This window comes from Pseudoduganella sp. R-31, from assembly GCF_049913235.1.
Lineage (GTDB): Bacteria > Pseudomonadota > Gammaproteobacteria > Burkholderiales > Burkholderiaceae_D > Rugamonas.
In genome coordinates this window covers 3,238,300-3,255,832 of the sequence record NZ_CP183986.1, presented here as the reverse complement: position 1 = coordinate 3,255,832, position 17,533 = coordinate 3,238,300, and the positions used below count along the sequence as shown (strand labels likewise).

At 63.3% G+C, this 17,533-nt stretch carries 16 protein-coding genes; 4 read left to right on the top strand and 12 right to left on the bottom strand.

Annotated features, from left to right (window positions below; translation table 11 throughout):
- Window positions 1–96: 96 nt before the first annotated feature.
- The 3 genes from blaSMB to ACN9MY_RS14945 all read right to left on the bottom strand — a co-directional run bounded on the left by blaSMB (window position 97) and on the right by ACN9MY_RS14945 (window position 2,120).
- Complete coding sequence (gene blaSMB / locus ACN9MY_RS14955; protein ID WP_426323353.1) at window positions 97–939, bottom strand: SMB-1 family subclass B3 metallo-beta-lactamase; 843 nt, start codon at window positions 937–939, stop codon at window positions 97–99.
- Window positions 936–1,604, bottom strand: a complete 669-nt coding sequence (locus ACN9MY_RS14950) for a polyphenol oxidase family protein (RefSeq protein ID WP_426337566.1) — start codon at window positions 1,602–1,604, stop codon at window positions 936–938. Before ACN9MY_RS14950 ends, blaSMB begins: the two co-directional genes overlap by 4 nt.
- Window positions 1,605–1,685: 81 nt before the next feature.
- Entirely contained in the window at window positions 1,686–2,120 is a 435-nt protein-coding gene (locus ACN9MY_RS14945; RefSeq protein WP_426323349.1) for a hypothetical protein, read from the bottom strand.
- A gap of 244 nt (window positions 2,121–2,364) precedes the next feature.
- Between ACN9MY_RS14945 and ACN9MY_RS14940 the strand changes: the two genes are divergently transcribed.
- Window positions 2,365–2,730, top strand: coding sequence for a hypothetical protein (locus ACN9MY_RS14940; protein ID WP_426337565.1), 366 nt, complete (start codon window positions 2,365–2,367; stop codon window positions 2,728–2,730).
- A gap of 94 nt (window positions 2,731–2,824) precedes the next feature.
- Here ACN9MY_RS14940 and ACN9MY_RS14935 read toward each other — a convergent pair whose 3' ends face one another.
- The 5 genes from ACN9MY_RS14935 to ACN9MY_RS14915 form a co-directional block, all read right to left on the bottom strand.
- Window positions 2,825–4,264 (bottom strand): efflux transporter outer membrane subunit, encoded by a 1,440-nt coding sequence (locus ACN9MY_RS14935; protein WP_426337564.1) that lies wholly within the window; start codon window positions 4,262–4,264, stop codon window positions 2,825–2,827.
- 1 nt (window position 4,265) lies between these two features.
- Window positions 4,266–7,445 (bottom strand): efflux RND transporter permease subunit, encoded by a 3,180-nt coding sequence (locus ACN9MY_RS14930; RefSeq protein WP_426171788.1) that lies wholly within the window; start codon window positions 7,443–7,445, stop codon window positions 4,266–4,268.
- Between the two features lie 3 nt (window positions 7,446–7,448).
- Window positions 7,449–8,657 carry an efflux RND transporter periplasmic adaptor subunit gene (locus tag ACN9MY_RS14925; protein WP_426171786.1) on the bottom strand — a complete coding sequence of 403 codons (1,209 nt, stop codon included), beginning with the start codon at window positions 8,655–8,657 and terminating at the stop codon, window positions 7,449–7,451.
- A gap of 103 nt (window positions 8,658–8,760) precedes the next feature.
- Window positions 8,761–9,606, bottom strand: a complete 846-nt coding sequence (locus tag ACN9MY_RS14920; protein WP_426337563.1) for an alpha/beta hydrolase — start codon at window positions 9,604–9,606, stop codon at window positions 8,761–8,763.
- A complete protein-coding gene (locus ACN9MY_RS14915; RefSeq protein ID WP_426171783.1) occupies window positions 9,603–9,770 on the bottom strand; it encodes a hypothetical protein in 168 nt (55 codons plus the stop codon). Before ACN9MY_RS14915 ends, ACN9MY_RS14920 begins: the two co-directional genes overlap by 4 nt.
- A 168-nt stretch (window positions 9,771–9,938) precedes the next feature.
- On the opposite strand from ACN9MY_RS14915, the gene ACN9MY_RS14910 reads away from it, so the two are divergent.
- The 3 genes from ACN9MY_RS14910 to ACN9MY_RS14900 are packed head-to-tail and all read left to right on the top strand — an operon-like array spanning window position 9,939 to window position 13,980.
- Window positions 9,939–10,886, top strand: coding sequence for a LysR substrate-binding domain-containing protein (locus ACN9MY_RS14910; RefSeq protein ID WP_426171781.1), 948 nt, complete (start codon window positions 9,939–9,941; stop codon window positions 10,884–10,886).
- Window positions 10,883–11,833, top strand: a complete 951-nt coding sequence (locus ACN9MY_RS14905; protein WP_426337562.1) for a D-2-hydroxyacid dehydrogenase — start codon at window positions 10,883–10,885, stop codon at window positions 11,831–11,833. The genes ACN9MY_RS14910 and ACN9MY_RS14905 overlap by 4 nt, the downstream gene beginning before the upstream one ends.
- Window positions 11,830–13,980 carry an ATP-binding protein gene (locus tag ACN9MY_RS14900; protein WP_426323338.1) on the top strand — a complete coding sequence of 717 codons (2,151 nt, stop codon included), beginning with the start codon at window positions 11,830–11,832 and terminating at the stop codon, window positions 13,978–13,980. Before ACN9MY_RS14905 ends, ACN9MY_RS14900 begins: the two co-directional genes overlap by 4 nt.
- Here ACN9MY_RS14900 and ACN9MY_RS14895 read toward each other — a convergent pair.
- From ACN9MY_RS14895 to ACN9MY_RS14880, 4 genes are read right to left on the bottom strand one after another with little or no spacing between them, the layout of a single operon-like run.
- Complete coding sequence (locus tag ACN9MY_RS14895; RefSeq protein WP_426337561.1) at window positions 13,977–15,392, bottom strand: glycosyltransferase family 2 protein; 1,416 nt, start codon at window positions 15,390–15,392, stop codon at window positions 13,977–13,979. The genes ACN9MY_RS14900 and ACN9MY_RS14895 overlap by 4 nt on opposite strands.
- Entirely contained in the window at window positions 15,389–16,438 is a 1,050-nt protein-coding gene (locus ACN9MY_RS14890; RefSeq protein ID WP_426171775.1) for a HEAT repeat domain-containing protein, read from the bottom strand. The genes ACN9MY_RS14895 and ACN9MY_RS14890 overlap by 4 nt, the downstream gene beginning before the upstream one ends.
- Window positions 16,416–17,150, bottom strand: a complete 735-nt coding sequence (locus ACN9MY_RS14885) for a YaiO family outer membrane beta-barrel protein (protein WP_426337560.1) — start codon at window positions 17,148–17,150, stop codon at window positions 16,416–16,418. The genes ACN9MY_RS14890 and ACN9MY_RS14885 overlap by 23 nt, the downstream gene beginning before the upstream one ends.
- A complete protein-coding gene (locus tag ACN9MY_RS14880; RefSeq protein WP_426171772.1) occupies window positions 17,147–17,530 on the bottom strand; it encodes a response regulator transcription factor in 384 nt (127 codons plus the stop codon). Before ACN9MY_RS14880 ends, ACN9MY_RS14885 begins: the two co-directional genes overlap by 4 nt.
- Window positions 17,531–17,533 lie beyond the last annotated feature (3 nt).

Here is a 17,533-nt window from a genome sequence, read left to right as displayed (position 1 = left end):
GATGACCGAGTCTAAACATTCACGGTTAAATGTTGGCGACTAGGGGCGATGACCTCGACGCGCGGCACTCCTTACCGCGAGCGCGCCGCGACTCAATCAGTTCATTTCGCTCGCCAGGCGATTCTCCAAGCGCTTGCGGGCCGCTTCAACGATGATGCGGCAGCCTTTTGCGTCAACGTAGGCGCCGTTGCCTTCTTTCGCTGCGCGCTGTTGGCGCCCCCACAAGTCGTTTACTTCGGGATGCGCGGCGATAGCGATGTCGCATGCCAGGCCTTCGATGGTGGTGAAACTGCCGCGCAGTTGGGCGACGACTTCAGGGTGATCGGTGAAGCGGTAGTTGTCGGCCGAGACGGCAGTTACGCTGTCGGCAAACACCACGTTCTTGCACTGCCCTGCTTCGCAGGACTGCCAACTCCAGCTGGTTCCGCCTGCCGTGTGGCCGGGAGTGCTGTGGGCGGTGACGGCAAGTGGGCCAAGCTTGACTACATCGCCATCGGCGACGCCGCGCACTTTTGCGGAGCCGGCGAAGTTCGACAGGCTGCCGAACTGCGGGTCAATTTTCGGCGAGACGCCGGTGCGTATGGCGTCGACGTTGGCGCTACCAGCCAGCACGGCGGCACCAGTCATCTTTTGTAGCGCGGAGATGCCGCCTGCGTGATCCTCATGCGAATGAGAACTGAGGATGTACTTTACGTCCTCCAGCTTGTAGCCCAGCGTACGGATATTGGCTGCGACGACTTCGGCGCCTTGGGCGGTGGTGCCATCGACAAGGATATGTCCTTGCGGCGACGTCACCAGGATGGCGCTGATGCCAGCGGTGCCAACGTAGTGAGTGTTGCCGTAGATGGTGAACGGCTTCTGCGGCGCACTCCAGTCACGGTCTTGTGCATTGGCGACGGTCGCGAAAGCGGCCAGGATGAGGGATGCGATGACCTTCATTTTTCTCCTTTGGTGGTGATGTACAGGCCGGAGTGCATTTGCGACCCACGGTCGCCACGCCGGTAGCTGCGGTAAATGTGTTCGCCGGCGGCATCGCGGGCGCAGCAGGTGCACCCGCCGACATGTTCGATTTCTTCAACGCCGGAGGTGCGCAACTGGTGTTCTGCGATGGCGCGTAGATCAAGGTGGCGGTACGCTGGCAACACGACGTCGCGCGGCAATGCGGCAAAGCGCTGCGCGAAATCCTCTGCCAGTTCTTCACTTATCTCGTAGCAGGATGCGCAAATCGTCGGACCGACAGCAGCTACGACAGGAGCGCCGTCCCCTATCGCGGCGAGTGCTGCGGGAATGATGCCGTCGTACAGGCCTCGCCAACCGGCATGGACTGCCGCGATCTGCGATCCATCACGGCGCGCCAGTAGCAACGGGATGCAATCGGCGGTGATGATGCTGACAGGGAGGCTGAGCGCCGCCGTATGGAAGCCATCGGCTTCACCGGCCTGTTGCAGCGGCTCGTGAATCGCTGCGATGCGGGTGCCGTGTACCTGGCGCTTGGTCGGCCTTGAATCCCATACGGGTAGCAGTTCAAGCGGAACGAGTACGGAGGCACTGCCGAAACCGTGCCGGATGCCAGGAATACTGCTTAACAGACTACTTGCGACCATATTAGCCTTTGTGTGACATTTGTCGCAATCATAGGTTGATCCGGGCCGATTTGCAAGCGTGCCATTCAACAGTGCGCCGCGCTAGTTAGTTCGGGTCAGTTTTTCGCAGTTGTGGCTGCCGGCCGCGAAGTACAAGGTGCCCACATAGCCCTCCATATAGGTATAGCGGGCCGAGTAACCCTGTTTGCAGAACACGGCTGTCCGTTCGTAGTCGGCCGGTACCTTCTGCCACCCTTGCCCAAGCAGGATGGTATCCGTCTGTTGCGTCGGGATATCCGAGCCGCCAAGATACGTACTTGCCACCCATCGCTGTTTGCCGGCAATTGAGACTTTTGGACAGATGCCATCGGTGTAAAGGCCGGCACAGAAATTCTCCAGCGACCGCGTCACGAAGGCTTTTGCATCGTGACCAAGCGCGGGTTTATTCAATGCTGGCTCGGGGAAAAAGGCGAGGTAGGACCAGATGACGACAAAAATGGTGAACAACGTGATTGTCGCTTTATGCAGTAACGGCATTTGAACGGATAGCAGGCCAAAGCAGCAAATTATACTTTGCCGGCGCCGGCCGCAAAGACCGACGCATTGCTGCTCACCAATGACGCCTTACCCGGAATTTGCGCTGACACGACAAGGTCTTCCGATTTTCGGTCAATGGGTGGAATTTGCCCAGAAAAGCCTGTATCCTCTTGCCTTCCACGTTGTCAGCGCAACAAGACTTCTTATTCAAAAGCACTGATTGTCAACCTCACACGACTCGAAAATGCATATCACTCGATTCAAAGCCGTCGGCCGCACCGCCATTCTTTCTGCACTCTGCGCAACCGCTATCGCCCCAGTCGCATCGGCATCCACCACGGAAGGTCCGTTCACTATTAAATCGGTCATCGTCGGGGGCTATGGCGCTCACATAGAGGTCACGCCAGCGCCTGCCGGATGCACCGCTGACTGGTCGGGCACTCAATTCGTCATCATCAAAGAGTCCCCCCTTTACAAGGAATTGCTCGCTGGCTTTCTGGCGGCCCAAGCCCAAGGCAAAACTGTGCTGATCTGGCATGACCAACAAGGTAATGGAAATTGTGGTTTCGGGAACCAGAAGTCAATCAATACCATTCAGATTAAGAACTAAGAAGAACCTCTGATCGCCCTCGCCTGCCTTCCACTTTGATAAAAAAAACGGCGCCCGCGTATGCGGAGCGCCGTTAAGGGCTGATCGATATTGTTTAGTTCCAGTCGCCGCCCAGGGAACGGATCAAGGCTACGGTCGTCACCGCGCGGTCGCCGCGCAGTTGGACTGCGCTGCGTTCGACGGCTGCCAGGTTGCGCTGTGCGTCCAGCAGGTCCAGGTAGCTGGAACGGCCGGCGTCGTACAGCTTCTGCGCCAGGTCGGCCGAACGGCGGGCCGAGACCAGGGCTTCGTCGATCTGCGCAGTCTGGCCGCCCAGGATGCGCAGGCCGGCCAGGTTGTCTTCCACCTCGGCGAAAGCGCCCAACACCGTCTGGCGGTAGCCCGCAACCGATTCTTCCAGCGCTGCTTCGCTGCGCTTGACGTTGTTGCTGTTACGGCCGCCGTCGATCAACGGCATCGACAGCAAGGCGCCCAGCACCCACGAGCGGCTGCTCCACTTGAACACGTCGCTGAAGTGGCCGGCAGCGCCGCCGCCATTGGCGGTGATGTTCAGCGCCGGGAACATGGCCGAACGCGCGACGCCAATGCGGGCGTTCGACGCTTCCATCGCCTTCTGTGCGGCGGCGATGTCGGGACGGCGTTCCAGCAGCGCGGACGGCACGCCGGTCGGGATCGCAGGCAGCAGCGTCGAATCCAGCAGCGGGCTGTTGCCCGCCGTGTAGGCTGCCGCCGGCTTGCCCAGCAGGACTGCCAGCGCATGCTCGGTGGTGGCGCGACGGCGTTGCAGGCCGATCGCTTCCGAGCGGGTGGTCGACAACTCGGTCTTGGCGCGGGAGAGGTCGAACTCACCGATGTCGCCCAGGTCGAAACGACGCTGGTTGACTTTCACACTCTCTTCGCGCAAACGGACCGTCTGCTCCACAGTCGCCAATTCGGCGTCCGTGGCGCGCAGGCGGAAATAGGTCTGTGCCACGTCGGCTTGTAGCGACAGCAGGACGGAGCGGTAATTCGCTTCCACCTGCGCGGCGTCGCCACGGGCCGCGGCCACATTGCTCGATACGCGGCCGAACAGGTCCACTTCATAGCTCGCCGTCAGGTTCGCGTTGTAAGTGGTCTGCGGCGCAATGTCGGTACTAGCCGGCACGCCGAGCGACAACGCCGAATTGCGGGCACGCTGGGCGCCAACGCCCACGCCGATTTGCGGAATGCGGTCCGCTTCGGCGATGCCGGCGATGGCGCGTGCCTGCTTGACGCGGGCGGCCGCCACGGCCAGGTTGGCGTTGTTGCGGGTCGCTTCGGCGATCAGCTCATTCAGGGCCGGGTCGCTGAAGGCCAGCCACCACTCGCCGCGCGGCTGGCGCTCGGCGTTCTGGGCAGGCTTCCAGCTGGTGCCGTCTTCGGCAGTCATCACCTGCGGCTCCTTGAAGGCGGCCGGGGTGTCGACTTGCGGTTGCTTGAATTCAGGCGCGGCGCATGCCGTCAGCAGCAGCGCTGCCAGCAGCGGGGCGACGCCCTTGGCAATCATATTTTTCATATTAGTGGGTCCCTTCCAGTTGCGGGGCAGCGTCGGCTGCCGGGGATTTCTTCTCAAGGCGCTTGGCCAGGGTGCGCAGCAGGACGTAGAACACGGGCGTCAGGAACAGGCCGAAGAAGGTCACGCCCAGCATGCCGGCGAACACCGCCACACCCATTGCATGACGCATTTCAGCACCTGCACCAACCGAGAACACCAGCGGTACCACACCCATGATGAAGGCGATCGACGTCATCAGGATCGGGCGCAGACGCAGGCGGCAGGCTTCCAGCGCCGCTTCCAGGATGGTGCGGCCATGGTCTTCCAGTTCCCGCGCAAACTCCACGATCAGGATCGCGTTCTTCGACGCCAACCCGACCAGCACGAACAAGGCAATCTGCGTGAACACGTTGTTGTCGCCGCCGGTCAGCTTGACGCCGATCAGGGCGCACAGGATCGACATCGGCACGATCAGGATCACGGCCAGCGGCAGGGTCCACGATTCGTACTGGGCAGCCAGCACCAGGAACACCAGCAGCACGCACAGCGGGAACACGTAGATCATGGTGTTACCGGCCAGGATTTCCTGGTAGGTCAGCTCGGTCCATTCATAGCCCATGCCTTTCGGCAGGGTCGCCTTGGTGATTTCTTCCAGCGCAGCCTGGGCCTGGCCGGACGAGAAGCCTGGAGCCGGGGCACCATTGATCTCGGCCGATACGTAGGCGTTGTAGCGCTCCACGCGGTCAGGGCCGTAGCTGTCTTTCACGCGCATCAGCGACGACAGGGGGATCATCTCGCCTTTGCTGTTGCGGACTTTCAGCTGCGCGATCTGCTCGGCTTGCGAACGGAACGGGGCATCAGCCTGCACGCGCACCTGATAGGTGCGGCCAAACTGGTTGAAGTCGTTCACGTACAGCGAGCCAAGGTTGATCTGCAAGGTCTGGTAGATGGTCTGCAGCGGCACGCCCAGTTGCTTGGCCTTGGCGCGGTCGATGTCCGCGAACAGCTGCGGCACATTGATCTGGAAGCTGGAGAACACACCGGCCAGGCGCTTGTCGCCCCATGCCTTCATCTGGATTTCCTGCACGGTCTTGTACAGCGCGTCGTAGCCTGCGTTGTTGCGGTCTTCGATCATCATCTTGAAGCCGCCGGTAGTACCCAGGCCGTTGACTGGCGGCGGCGGGAACACCATCACGAACGCGTCCTGCACGGCGCCCATGCGCTTGTTGATCTCCGCTGCGATGGCCGCACCCGATTGCGACGGGTCGGTACGCTCGTGGAATGGCTTCAGCGTGGTGAATACGATACCGGCGTTCGGCGCGTTGGTGAAGCCGTTGATCGACAGGCCCGGGAAGGCAACCGAAGCATCCACGCCCGGGATTTCCTTGGCGATGTCGGACATCTTGCGGATCACCTGCTCGGTGCGTTCCAGCGATGCGGCGTCAGGCAATTGGGCGAAGCCCACCAGGTATTGCTTGTCCTGGCCCGGCACGAAGCCGCTAGGCACGACCTTGAACATGATGCCTGCGGCGGCAGCCAGCACCAGGTACACCACGATGGAGGCGGATTTGCGCTTCAGGACGCCTTGCACGCCGGTTTCATAGCTGTGCGAAGCGCGGTTGAAGAAGCGGTTGAACCAGGCGAAGAAGCGGCCGAAGATCTTGTCCATCACGCGGGTCAGCGCGTCTTTCGGTGCATCGTGAGGACGCAGCAGCGATGCCGACAGGGCCGGCGCCAGGGTCAGCGAGCACAGTGCCGAAATGACGGTCGAAATGGCGATGGTCAGCGCGAACTGGCGGTAGAACTGGCCGGTCAGGCCGGACACGAAGGCGATCGGCACGAACACGGCGCACAGCACCAGGGCGATAGCGATAATCGGGCCCGACACTTCCTTCATGGCCTGGATGGTCGCATCGCGGGCCGACAGGCCGTTGGCGATATTCCGCTCGACGTTCTCCACCACCACGATCGCATCGTCGACCACGATACCGATGGCCAGCACAAGGCCGAACAGCGACAGCGTATTGATCGAGAAGCCGAAGCCAATCATCACCGCGAAGGTGCCGACGATCGATACAGGCACCGCCAGCAGCGGAATGATCGATGCGCGCCAGGTCTGCAGGAAGATGATCACCACGATCACCACCAGTGCCACTGCTTCCAGCAGGGTGTGGATCACGGACTTGATCGACTCGCGCACGAACTGGGTCGGGTCGTACACGATGTCGTAGGCCACGCCTTCAGGGAAGTCCTTCTTCAGTTCCTCCATCTTGGCGCGCACGTTGGCGGACAACTCCAGCGCATTGCTGTTAGGTGCTTCGAAGATACCCAGGCCCACTGCGGAATGGTTGTTCAGCAGCGAACGCAGCGAGTAGCTGTTCGAGCCCATTTCAATACGGGCCACGTCCTTCAGGCGGGTCAGCGCGCCGTCTTCATTGGTCTTGACGATGATGTCGCCAAATTCCTCGACGGAGCTCAAACGGCCCTGGGTGTTGACGGTCAGCTGGAAGTCGGCCGACTTGGAAGGCGCAGCGCCCACCACACCGGCAGCCACCTGCACGTTCTGCTCGCGGATCGCATCGACCACGTCGGACGCGGTCATGTTGCGGCCTGCGACCTTCTGCGGGTCGAGCCAGACGCGCATGGCGTAGTCGCCGGCACCGAAGATCTGCACGTCGCCCATGCCTGGAATACGGGCCAGCTGGTCTTTTACGTTCAGCACGCCGTAGTTGCGCAGGTACAGGTCGTCGTAGCGGCCGTTCGGCGACAGCAGGTGGACCACCATCGTCAGATTCGGCGAAGACTTCACCGTAGTCACGCCGATCTGGCGCACCTCTTCCGGCAGGCGCGGCAAGGCGCGCTGCACACGGTTCTGCACCGCGGTTTCAGCCTTGTCGACGTCGGTGCCGATCTTGAAGGTCACGGTCAGCATCAGCGCGCCATCGGAGGTGTTTTGCGAGGACATGTACAGCATGTTCTCGACACCGTTGATCTGCTCTTCGAGCGGAGCGGCGACGGTTTCCGCAATCACTTTCGGGTTCGCGCCCGGGTAGACGGCGCGCACCACGACGGATGGCGGCACCACTTCCGGGTATTCGGAGACGGGCAGCTTGAAGATCGAGATCAAGCCCGCTACGAAGACAATGATCGATAGAACCGCCGCGAAGATCGGTTTATCGACAAAGAAGCGTGAAAAATTCATGGATTATTCCTTGGTTTTCTTGGCATCGGCGGCGGCCACTTTTTCTGCTGCCATCGGGTCAAAGGTCATGTCGACCATTTGCGGCGTGATCGGCGCACCAGGGCGCACGCGCTGCAGGCCGTTGACGACGATCTTTTCGCCTGCTTTCAGGCCGTTGCGTACCACGCGCAGGCCGTCGACGTTCGGACCCAGCACCACAGGGCGGTATTCCGCCTTGTTGCCGGCGCCGACCACGTAGACGAACTTGCGATCCTGGTCGGTGCTGACGGCGCGATCGTTGATCAGCACCGTTTGCTGGGTGGCGGTGCCGCCGTCCAGCTGGACGCGGGCGAACAGGCCGGGCACCAGCGCGCGGTCCTTGTTGTCGAAGGTGGCGCGCATGCGCACGGAGCCGGTGCGGGTATCGAGCTGGTTGTCGACGAATTCCAGCTTGCCCTCATGCGGGAAGCCAGCTTCGTTGGCCAGGCCGACCTTCACGGTCACCGGCTGGCCCTTGTAGGCCTGGCCGCCGACGCGCAGGAAAGTGTCTTCGTCGCCGTCGAAGCTGGCGTAGATCTTGTCCAGCGAAACCACGCTGGTCAGCACGGCGCTCTGGTCTACCAGGTTGCCGAGGGTGATCTCCGCCTTCGACACGCGGCCGTTGATCGGCGACGTCACCTGGGTGTAGGACAGGTTCAGGCGCGCTGCTTCGGCGGCCGAAGCGGCGGCGCGGGCGGTTGCGTCCAGCTCCTTCAATGCCGAAGCGCGTTCGTCGAATTCGCGCTGGGCGATCGCTTTATCGGCCAGCAGCTTTTCGGCACGGGCCAGCTCCAGCTTGGCCAGGTCGGCCTTGGCCTTGGCCGAATTGGCTGCGGCGTCGGCGCGGCTGGCTTCAGCCTGGAATGGACGCGGATCGATCACGAACAGCACGTCCCCTTTTTTCACCTCGCTGCCAGGCTTGAAGTTCACCGCGGTGATGAAGCCGCTGACGCGTGGACGGATCTCCACGTGGTCGATGGCTTCCAGGCGGCCGGAGAATTCCTGGGTTTCGGCGACGGACTTCTGCACGACGACGGCTGCCGAAACCGGCGGACCGCCCGCTGCAGGGCCCTGGCTTTCGGCCGGCTTGCTATTGGCGCTGCAACCGGACAGGATGGCCGCCGCCAGCCCGCCCATCGCCAATGCGGCAACCAGCGGCCGCACAAGAGTGGACATTTGATTCATCTTTTTCATTGTTAACCTCTTGGGGGTGAAAATTAGTGGGAAATTTGAGCAAAAAGGGGCCCATGTGCCTCGCAGGCACTTTTTTCTGAACTTCTGTTTTATTGATACAGCCTTACACTGCGGGTGTTTCCGTCCCGTCGATGGCGCCGATAAAACTGGCCATCTCTTTCAGTGCAAAGCCCCTGCACGCGCATTCATTCCTGGCTCCCGGCTCCTGCAATGGCGCCGGTGGCATGCGTCTGACTGTTGTCTTTACTCCGCAGGCGATCAGTTTCGCCCCGTATTGTTCTGCTTCATCCCGTAAGGGGTCGTCCTCGGCCGACAGGATCAGGGCCGGCGGCAAATTCTTCAATCGGCTCGATTGCAGCGGCGACGCGTAAGGGTGGGCGCGGTCGGCGGCATTCGGCAGGTAGCCGCGATAGGCGGCGGCACAGTTATTTGCTACCTTCATCTGGTCCGGACAGTTCGGCAGCTCGCGCATCGAACAGGTGGACAGGCCGGGATCGAGCATCGGCATGATCAGGATCTGCCCTGCCAGGGCCGGGCCGCCGCGGTCGCGCGCCATCAGCGCCGACACGGCTGCCAGGTTGGCGCCTGCCTCGATGCCGGCGGTCAGCAGCTGCTTGCCGCTCCAGGCCAGCTTGGCCTTGTTCTTCTTGGCCCAGGCCAGCACGGCGTGGGCATCTTCCACCGCTGCCGGAAACGGGCTGACGGTGGCCAGGGTGTAATTAGTGGCCAGGATCACGTGGCCAGGATTGCACGCGACCAGGTGGCGCAGGAATTCGTCCGCCTCCTCCAGGTCGCCGGCTACAAAGCCGCCACCGTGGAAGAAAACGATCAGCGCATCGCGCTTGGCGGACGAATTCCCGGCCAGGTACAGGCGTGCGGCGAGCGGCCCCTGGGCCCCGCGCACTTCGAGTTCGCGGATCTTCAGGTCCGCCGGCGCCTGCGCCGTCATTCTTTCGCCTCCGAGCTGGCCGAAGCCAGCAAGGTGCGCGCCGGCGCCGCGCCAAAGCCGACTTGCGCGCCGTACGAGTATTCGTCGGTATACAGGACGCCTGCCAGGGCGATCGCGCCCAGCGCCAGCGATACCATTGCAAAGAATCCATCCCGGTTACTCATGACTGCTCCTTTCCTGTGTTACCGAAAGCCACTTTAAACTTTCCCACCGCGGGAGGGTCAAGGGCTTTTTCATGCTGCAATACGGTAATAATAAACTTCCACTAGAATAAGAAAAATACATTAATGTTGAATTGATTGTTCAGAATCTCGAACAATGAAGGTGGACTCATGAATAAGCTCCAAGCAATGGAAGTGTTCGTACAGGTGGTCGACGCCGGAGGCTTCACGCGCGCCTCGGAAACCCTGCAGCTGCCCAAGGCGACCGTTTCCACCCTGGTGGCCAGCCTCGAATCGGCGCTGTCGGTCAAGCTGCTGCACCGGACCACGCGCCACGTTTCCGTCACCGCCGACGGTGCTGCCTACTACGAAAGATGCCTGCGCATCCTGGCCGACGTGAAGGATGCCGAGGAGTCGCTGTCGCGCACCCGACTGAGCCCGAGCGGCCGGCTGCGGGTCGACGCGCCGACCGGGCTCGCGAACGAAATCCTGGTGCCATCCCTGCCCTCCTTCTTTGAACAATACCCCGATATCCAGCTGGAACTCGGTTGCAGCGACCGTCCGGTCGATTTGATCGAGGAAGGCGTCGATTGTGCAGTGCGGGGTGGCCAGTTGGCCGATTCCACCCTGATTGCGCGACGCGTCGGCCTGCTCAATTTTGTGACCTGCGCGGCGCCCTCCTACCTGGAGCGCTTCGGCACGCCCACCCACCCGCGCGACCTGGAACGGCACCGTTGCGTGAACTATTTCTCGTCCAAGACTGGCAAAATATACAACTGGGACTACACGCGCGACGGCGAGCGCATTGAAATGATGCTGCCGGGCGTGGTGGCACTGAACGATTCGAACGCCTACCTGCAAGCCGGGCTGGCGGGCCTGGGCATCATCATGATGACGGATGTACAACTGGGGAGCCACGGCAGGGACGGCCGCCTGGTGCGCGTGCTGGAGGACTGGGTCACCGATCCCCTGCCGATCCACGTGGTGTACCCGCAAAACCGTCACCTGTCGGCCAAGGTGCGGGTGTTCGTTGAATGGGTGGCGGACCTGATGGCCAGCCATCCCCAAATGCGGCTGCGTCCTTTGGCCGCTTCCCTCCCTGTGGAGCTGACTGTATGACCGAACGACTCGTTTTCCTGGACCGCGACAGCATCATTGCCGACATCCGGCGTCCATCGTTTGCCCACGAATGGGCCGAACATCCCGCTTCCACGGCCGCAGAGGCGATCGAACGCCTGCGTGGCGCCACCATCGCCATCACCAACAAGGTGCCGCTACGAGCCGAAGCGCTGGCCGCCCTGCCCGGCCTCAAAATGATCGCGGTGGCGGCCACCGGCACCGACATCATCGACCTGGCGGCGGCGCGCGAGCGCGGCATCGTGGTGTCGAATATTCAGGGCTACGCCCATGCCTCGGTGCCGGAACATGCCTTCGCCCTGATCCTGGCGCTGCGCCGCCAGTTGCTGGCCTACCGCGCCGACGTCGAAGCGGGCCTGTGGGAGAAATCGCCGCGCTTCTGCCTGTTCCATCATCCCATCCGCGACCTGCACGGCAGCCGCCTGGGCTTGCTGGGCTACGGTGACCTGGGCAAGCAAGTCGCGCACCTTGGCCGCGCCTTCGGCATGGAAGTGGTCGTGCATACCCGCACCCCGGCCGACGACCCGAACGTGCGCAACGTGAGCTGGGACGTACTGCTGGAGACATCCGACGTATTGAGCCTGCACGCGCCGCTGACCGATGCCACCCGCAATATCATCGGCGCGGCCGAACTGGAACGGATGAAGCCCAGCGCCATCCTGGTCAATACCGCGCGCGGCGGCCTGGTGGACGAAGCAGCGCTGGCCGATGCCCTGCAGCGTGGCGTGATCGCCGGCGCCGGGTTTGACGTGCTGACGAAAGAGCCGCCGGTGCCCGACAATCCGCTGCTGCGCCTGCGCCTGCCGAATTTCCTGCTCACGCCCCATTCCGCCTGGGCCAGCGGCCAGGCCATGCAGGGCCTGGCCGACCAGCTGATCGACAATATAGAAGCCTTCATTGCGGGCCGCCCGGCCAATCGCGTCGCATGAAACGCGCGCGCGCCAAGGCGGGAATCGGCACCTACCTTGCCGTCGCTTTCTGCGCGCTGGCAATCGCCATGGGAGCGATATTGGCCGCCGTCATCGCACGCACGGCCGGCAACCAGGTCAAGGCCGATATTGGCAGCGCCCTGTCCGACCTGGCGCAGCAAGCCGCCGACAAGCTGGATCGCAATATGTTCGAGCGCTACCGCGAGGTGCAGTTGCTGGCGCAGCGTCCCGACATGGGCGCCGCCGCGGCGCCAGCGGCGCGCCGCGCCACCCTGGAGCAGCACCAGCACAGCTACCCCCACTATGCCTGGATCGGCGTCACCGGCCGCAGCGGCCGCGTGCTGGCCGCCACCGGCTCCCTGCTGGAAAATATCGACGTCAGTGAACGCCCCTGGTACCGCAACGCCCAGGCCGGGACCTTCGTCGGCGACGTGCACGATGCCGTCATGCTGGCCAAGCTGTTGCCGGCACCCGATTCGCAAACACAGCGCTTCGTCGACCTGGCCTTCCCGCTGGCCGACGGCAGCGGCATCCTGGGCGCCCACCTGTCATGGCAATGGGCGCGCGAACTTGAACGCTCGGTGATTGAACCGGCAAGCGCACACCGCCAAGTGCAGGCCCTCATCGTCGACCGGCGGGGCACGGTCTTGCTGGGGCCACCGGACTTGCTGGGCAGGAGCCTGCCGCCGCCAAGCCAGGGTAACGGCTACCTGGTGGAACGCTGGTCCGATGGCGTCGAATATCTGGTCGGCTATGCGCGCACGCGCGGCCACGCTGCCTATCCGGGCCTGGGCTGGACGGTGCTGGTGCGCCAGACTGTCAACACTGCCTGGGCGCCGGTACGGGCCTTGCAGAAACGCGCCCTGTGGCTGGGCGTGGCGATGGCAGCCCTGTTCCCGCTGCTCGCCTTCCCTCTTGCCCGCCGCATTGCGCGTCCATTGAGCGAACTGGCCGACGCAGCCGACCATATCCGCCGCGGCGCGGCCGCCGAATTGCCGCTGCTCGCCCCCTACGCCGAGGTGCAGGCGCTGTCGCGCACCCTCAATTCCCTGGTCTCCAACCTGGAAGGCCGCGTCAGCGCCCGCACCAGCCAGTTGCGCGATGCCATGCAGCGCATCGCCGCCATTATCGAAACCGCCCAGGATGCCTTCATCGCTGTCGGTCCGGACGGCCATATCACCGACTGGAACCCCGCCGCCCAGCACATGTTCGGCTGGTCGCGCGAGGAAGCTGTAGGCAAGAGCTATATCGACCTGATGGTGCCGCAGCGTTTCCGTGCGCAACAGGAGGCCGCGCTGGCGGCCGCCGGCGGCAGTGAGGCGCCCGCTTTCGGCCGCCATGTGCAACGCACCCTGATCCGGCGCAACGGCGATGAGCTGACCGTGGAGGCCAGCATCAGCCGCCCGGCCAACGGCCTGTTCTGCGTCTTCCTGCACGATATCTCGGAACGCCGCCAGGTGGAAGAGATGAAGAACGAGTTCATCGCCACCGTTTCGCACGAGCTGCGCACGCCGATGACGTCGATCCGCGCCTCGCTGTCCATGTTGGTCGACGGCGGCGCCGGCGAACTGCCGCCGGACGTGCAGCACCTGGTCAATATCGCTTACCAGAGCAGCGAACGCCTGGTGCGCCTGGTGAACGACATCCTCGATATCGAGAAAATCGAAGCCGGCAAGATGGCATTTCGCAGCGACGAACTGGAGATCGCAACACTGCTGGACGAAGCCATCGACGCGGTGCGCGGCAGCGCGGCCCAGCGCCCGGTAGCGCTGGAACGTGCGGGCAGCGGTCGCGGCTTGCGCGTGCGCGGCGACCATGACCGCCTGGTGCAGTTGCTGGTCAACCTGCTGTCCAACGCCATCAAGTATTCGCCCCAATACAATTCCGTGACCCTGGCCTGCAGTCAAGTGCCGGCAGGTATCAGGCTAGCGGTCAGCGACAACGGCCCGGGGATTCCGGAAGCATTCCAGGCGCGCGTCTTCGCAAAATTCGCCCAGGCCGACAGTTCCGACTCGCGCCTGAAAGGCGGCACCGGCCTGGGGCTGGCGATCTGCCGTGCCATCGCAGAACAGCATGGCGGCACCATAGGCTTCGACACGGAAGAAGGCCGCGGCACGACCTTCCATGTGACCCTGCCCGCCCTTTAACTGATGTCGCGCTGCCAGTCGGCCTTGCGGGTCATCACGCCCCACCTGGCCTCCTCGCGGATCGCCCATTTGTACAAGCCGACCAGCCGCCACCAGCTGTTGATCTGCCGGTAGCCGAAGTTCTCGGCGACGACGACTGCCGCCAGGATCAGCAGATGGCTGGGGCGCGGATAAAGGTGGAAGGAAATTTCCTCCAGCAGCAGGCCGAAGGCCGACACGAGGATCCCCAGCCCGATCGCGAGGAACAGGAAGATCCCGAACGATTCCCAGGACACCCAGCCCTGCCACGAGGCGACCGCCATGAAGATATAGCCGAACAGCTCGACGAAGGGCCCCAGCCACTCGAACAGCACGAAGAACGGGAAAGCCAGCCAGCCCGCCACGCCGCCATGGCGGCTGAACATCAGGCCCCAGTTGGTGGTAAGGCTCTCCGACAGGCCGCGCGACCAGCGGATGCGCTGGTTGCGCAGCTGCTTGCGGTCTTCCGGCGCTTCCGTCCAGCACACCGGGTCGGGCACGAATTCGATCTTGTACGGCACGCCGCGGGCGCGCAGCTTGCGGTGCATGCGCACCACCAGTTCCATGTCTTCGCCAATCGCCTTCGGGTTGTAGCCGCCGACGGCCACCACCGTGTCCTTGCGGAACAGGCCGAAAGCGCCGGAGATGATCAGCATGCCGTTGATCACCGACCAGCCCATGCGGCCGAACATGAAGGCGCGCAGATACTCGACCACCTGGAACAGCGCCCACGGATTTTTCGGCATGCCGACGCGGGTCAGGAAGCCGCCGCGCACTTCGCAGCCGTTGGCAATGCGCACCGTGCCGCCGGTCGCCACCATGAGCGGGTCGCCGAGGAACGGGCGCACCAGCCGCTGCAGGCTGTCGCGCTGCAGGATCGAATCTGCGTCGACGCAGCAGAACAGCGGATAGCGCGCCGCATTGATGCCGGCATTGGTCGAATCGGCCTTGCCGCCATTGACCTTGTCCACCACGCGCAGGTTCGGGAAGCGCGTGGAACGGTAGATGCCAAGCACCGGCCTGGTCTCAAGCTGGATGCGATAAGCCTCCGGGAAAGGCACCAGGCCGAATTCGTCGATCATGACCTGCAGGGTGCGGTCGGTGGAGCCGTCATTGATCACAACGACTTCCATTTCCGAATAGGAAAGCTGCAGCATCGAGCGGATCGAGGTGACGATGGTTGCTTCCTCGTTATAGGCCGGCACGATCATACTGATCGGCGGCTCCAGCGCCGAATATACCTGCGGCAGGTCGTCCAGGATCGCTTCCTGCGAACGCCGGCGCAGCGCATACATCGCCAGGAAATTCAGCATCAGGTAGCCGACGTTCAGCAGCACGAAGTACACCAGCACGCTGATCGAGATAATCTGGATGAAAAGCGGATTGGGCGTCATGCGGCCTCCTGTTCCGCCGTCACCTGCGCAATCATGTCGGCTGCGTAGCGGTCGCCGGCATTGCGCAATTCGGCCAGCTCCTCCCTTGTCAGGAAGGGTAATGCCAGCAGGGCCTGCGCCGCGCGATAGCGTACCCACCACTGCGGATCCGACAGCAAGGACCGGAAACGCGCCACGTCGCTGCGGTCCCCCATTTCACCCAGCGCACGGACTGCCTGCAGGCGCACGCGCCAATCTTCGCTGGCCAGGTGCCGGCGCACTTCGTCCACCACGCCGGGCACATGCGCCATGCGCAACGCGGCCAGCACGACTTCCTGTTCTTTGCTGGCGAGGTAGCCGCGCAACTGGGCCTGCGGCAGGTGCATGCGCAAGGCTGCCACCAGGCGCAGCGCTTGCGGCAGCTCGGTCGGCGTCACGCGCGCCAGGGCCTCCGCCAGCACCGGCTGCCATTCGGCGCGCGCATTTTGCAGGATGTTGGCCAACTGGGACAGCGGCCAGTCGTCGCGCCGCAACAGCAATGGCGCCATTTCATGCGCCGCCCGCGCGGCATCGGTTTGCACCATGGCCCACAGTGCGTGAACAGAGGAAGCACTGTCGGCGCTGTGCGCGGTACGGGCCAGCGCCGCCCAGGATTCCTTGTCGCGCATATGCCCGAGCGCCAGGATCGCCAGCAGCCTCTCGGCTCGGTTGCCGCCCGCCAGCAACCCTCTCGCCTGTTCGTCGCAACCCAGGCGGCGCGCAATGCCGTTCAGGCCTTCGCTTGCTTCGCCGCGCACCGCCTGCTGCAAATGCAGCCACAGCTTCATGAACAGCAGGCCGTCGCGCTGGGGCAGTTCGGGCAGGTTGCCCACCGGTTCGCCCGCAATGGCGGCATTCAGCAAAGGGCGCCATTTCAGGGTGAGCTCCTGCTCGCGGCGCTGCATGCGGCGCATCGACAGGCGCAGCCAGATGATCTGCAGCCCGACCAGTACGGTCAACGCCAGCGCGCCGGCACCGGTCCAGAATGCGACCTGGAGGTAGACATCAGAAGGCAGCCTGTAATCCAAGATTGACCCCGTTGCGCACGTAGAAGTCGCCCTGGCGCGTAGATGCCAGGGCATAAGTAACGGCCCAACGCTGGTCAAACCAGTGCCGCCCCACCAGGGCGGCCGACTGCACGCTGGTCAGGCGCGTGGTACCGGCGATATTTGCTGCTTCCTTGCCCACTGCAAAAGACAATCCGACCGTGCTGCGGTCGCTGTAGTAATAGCTGCCGCGCAGCTCGCCGCTGTGCGCTGTCGTACCGAAGGCGCGCGCCGCGCGCCATGCGCCGGAAAAGCTGTAATTGCCGACATAGCGTTCCAGCATCAGCAGGCTCTGGTTGACGTGCACATCGTTGTAGCTGCTGCTGCGCCCTCCGCCATGCACCAGCCAGCCTTTGGCAAACTCGTACTGCAAGGTCGCGCCCAGGGCGTGGCGCGCCAGGATATGGTGCTCGCTGCTGGCGTTGCCGTCAACCGAGGCGGTCAGGCTGTCGGACAGCGGCATGTCGGTGCCGGCGCCGAACTGGGTTTCGCTGATGCCGAAGCGCTCGATGCGGGTGACGCCTGCGCCAAAGCCCAGCCGAGGCGCAAGCTGGTGGCGCACGGCCAGCGAAGTCTCATGCCAGTTCGATGCCGGCCCGCTCAGGTTGTCAATCCCGTGGCTGATTCCGATGGTGGTCTGGGCGGCAGCCGGCAAGGCAGCGCAAGCCAGTGCAGGGAGGATGGCGAACTTCATTGCTGATCCTTCAGGTGGCGCCGCACGCGCGCCAGCAATTCATTCGGCTGGAAGGGCTTGACGACATAATCGTTGGCCCCCGCGTCGAGCGCACGCACAATGTCTTTTTCGGTATGCTTGGCGGTCAGCATCACGATCGGCACTTCGGTCCAGCCTTCGCGCTGGCGAATGATGTGCACCAGTTCGAAACCGTCGATATAGGGAAGCATTACGTCCAGCAGCACCAGCGAAGGTGGCGTCGGGCTTGAGACGATGGCCTTGCGCGCCGCCAGGCCATCGGCGGCAAGAGTGGTCTGGTAGCCTTGCCGCTGCAGGATGAAGGTCAGGATTTGGCCGATATGTTCGTCGTCTTCGATTACCAGGATGGAGGTGTCGGGCATAGG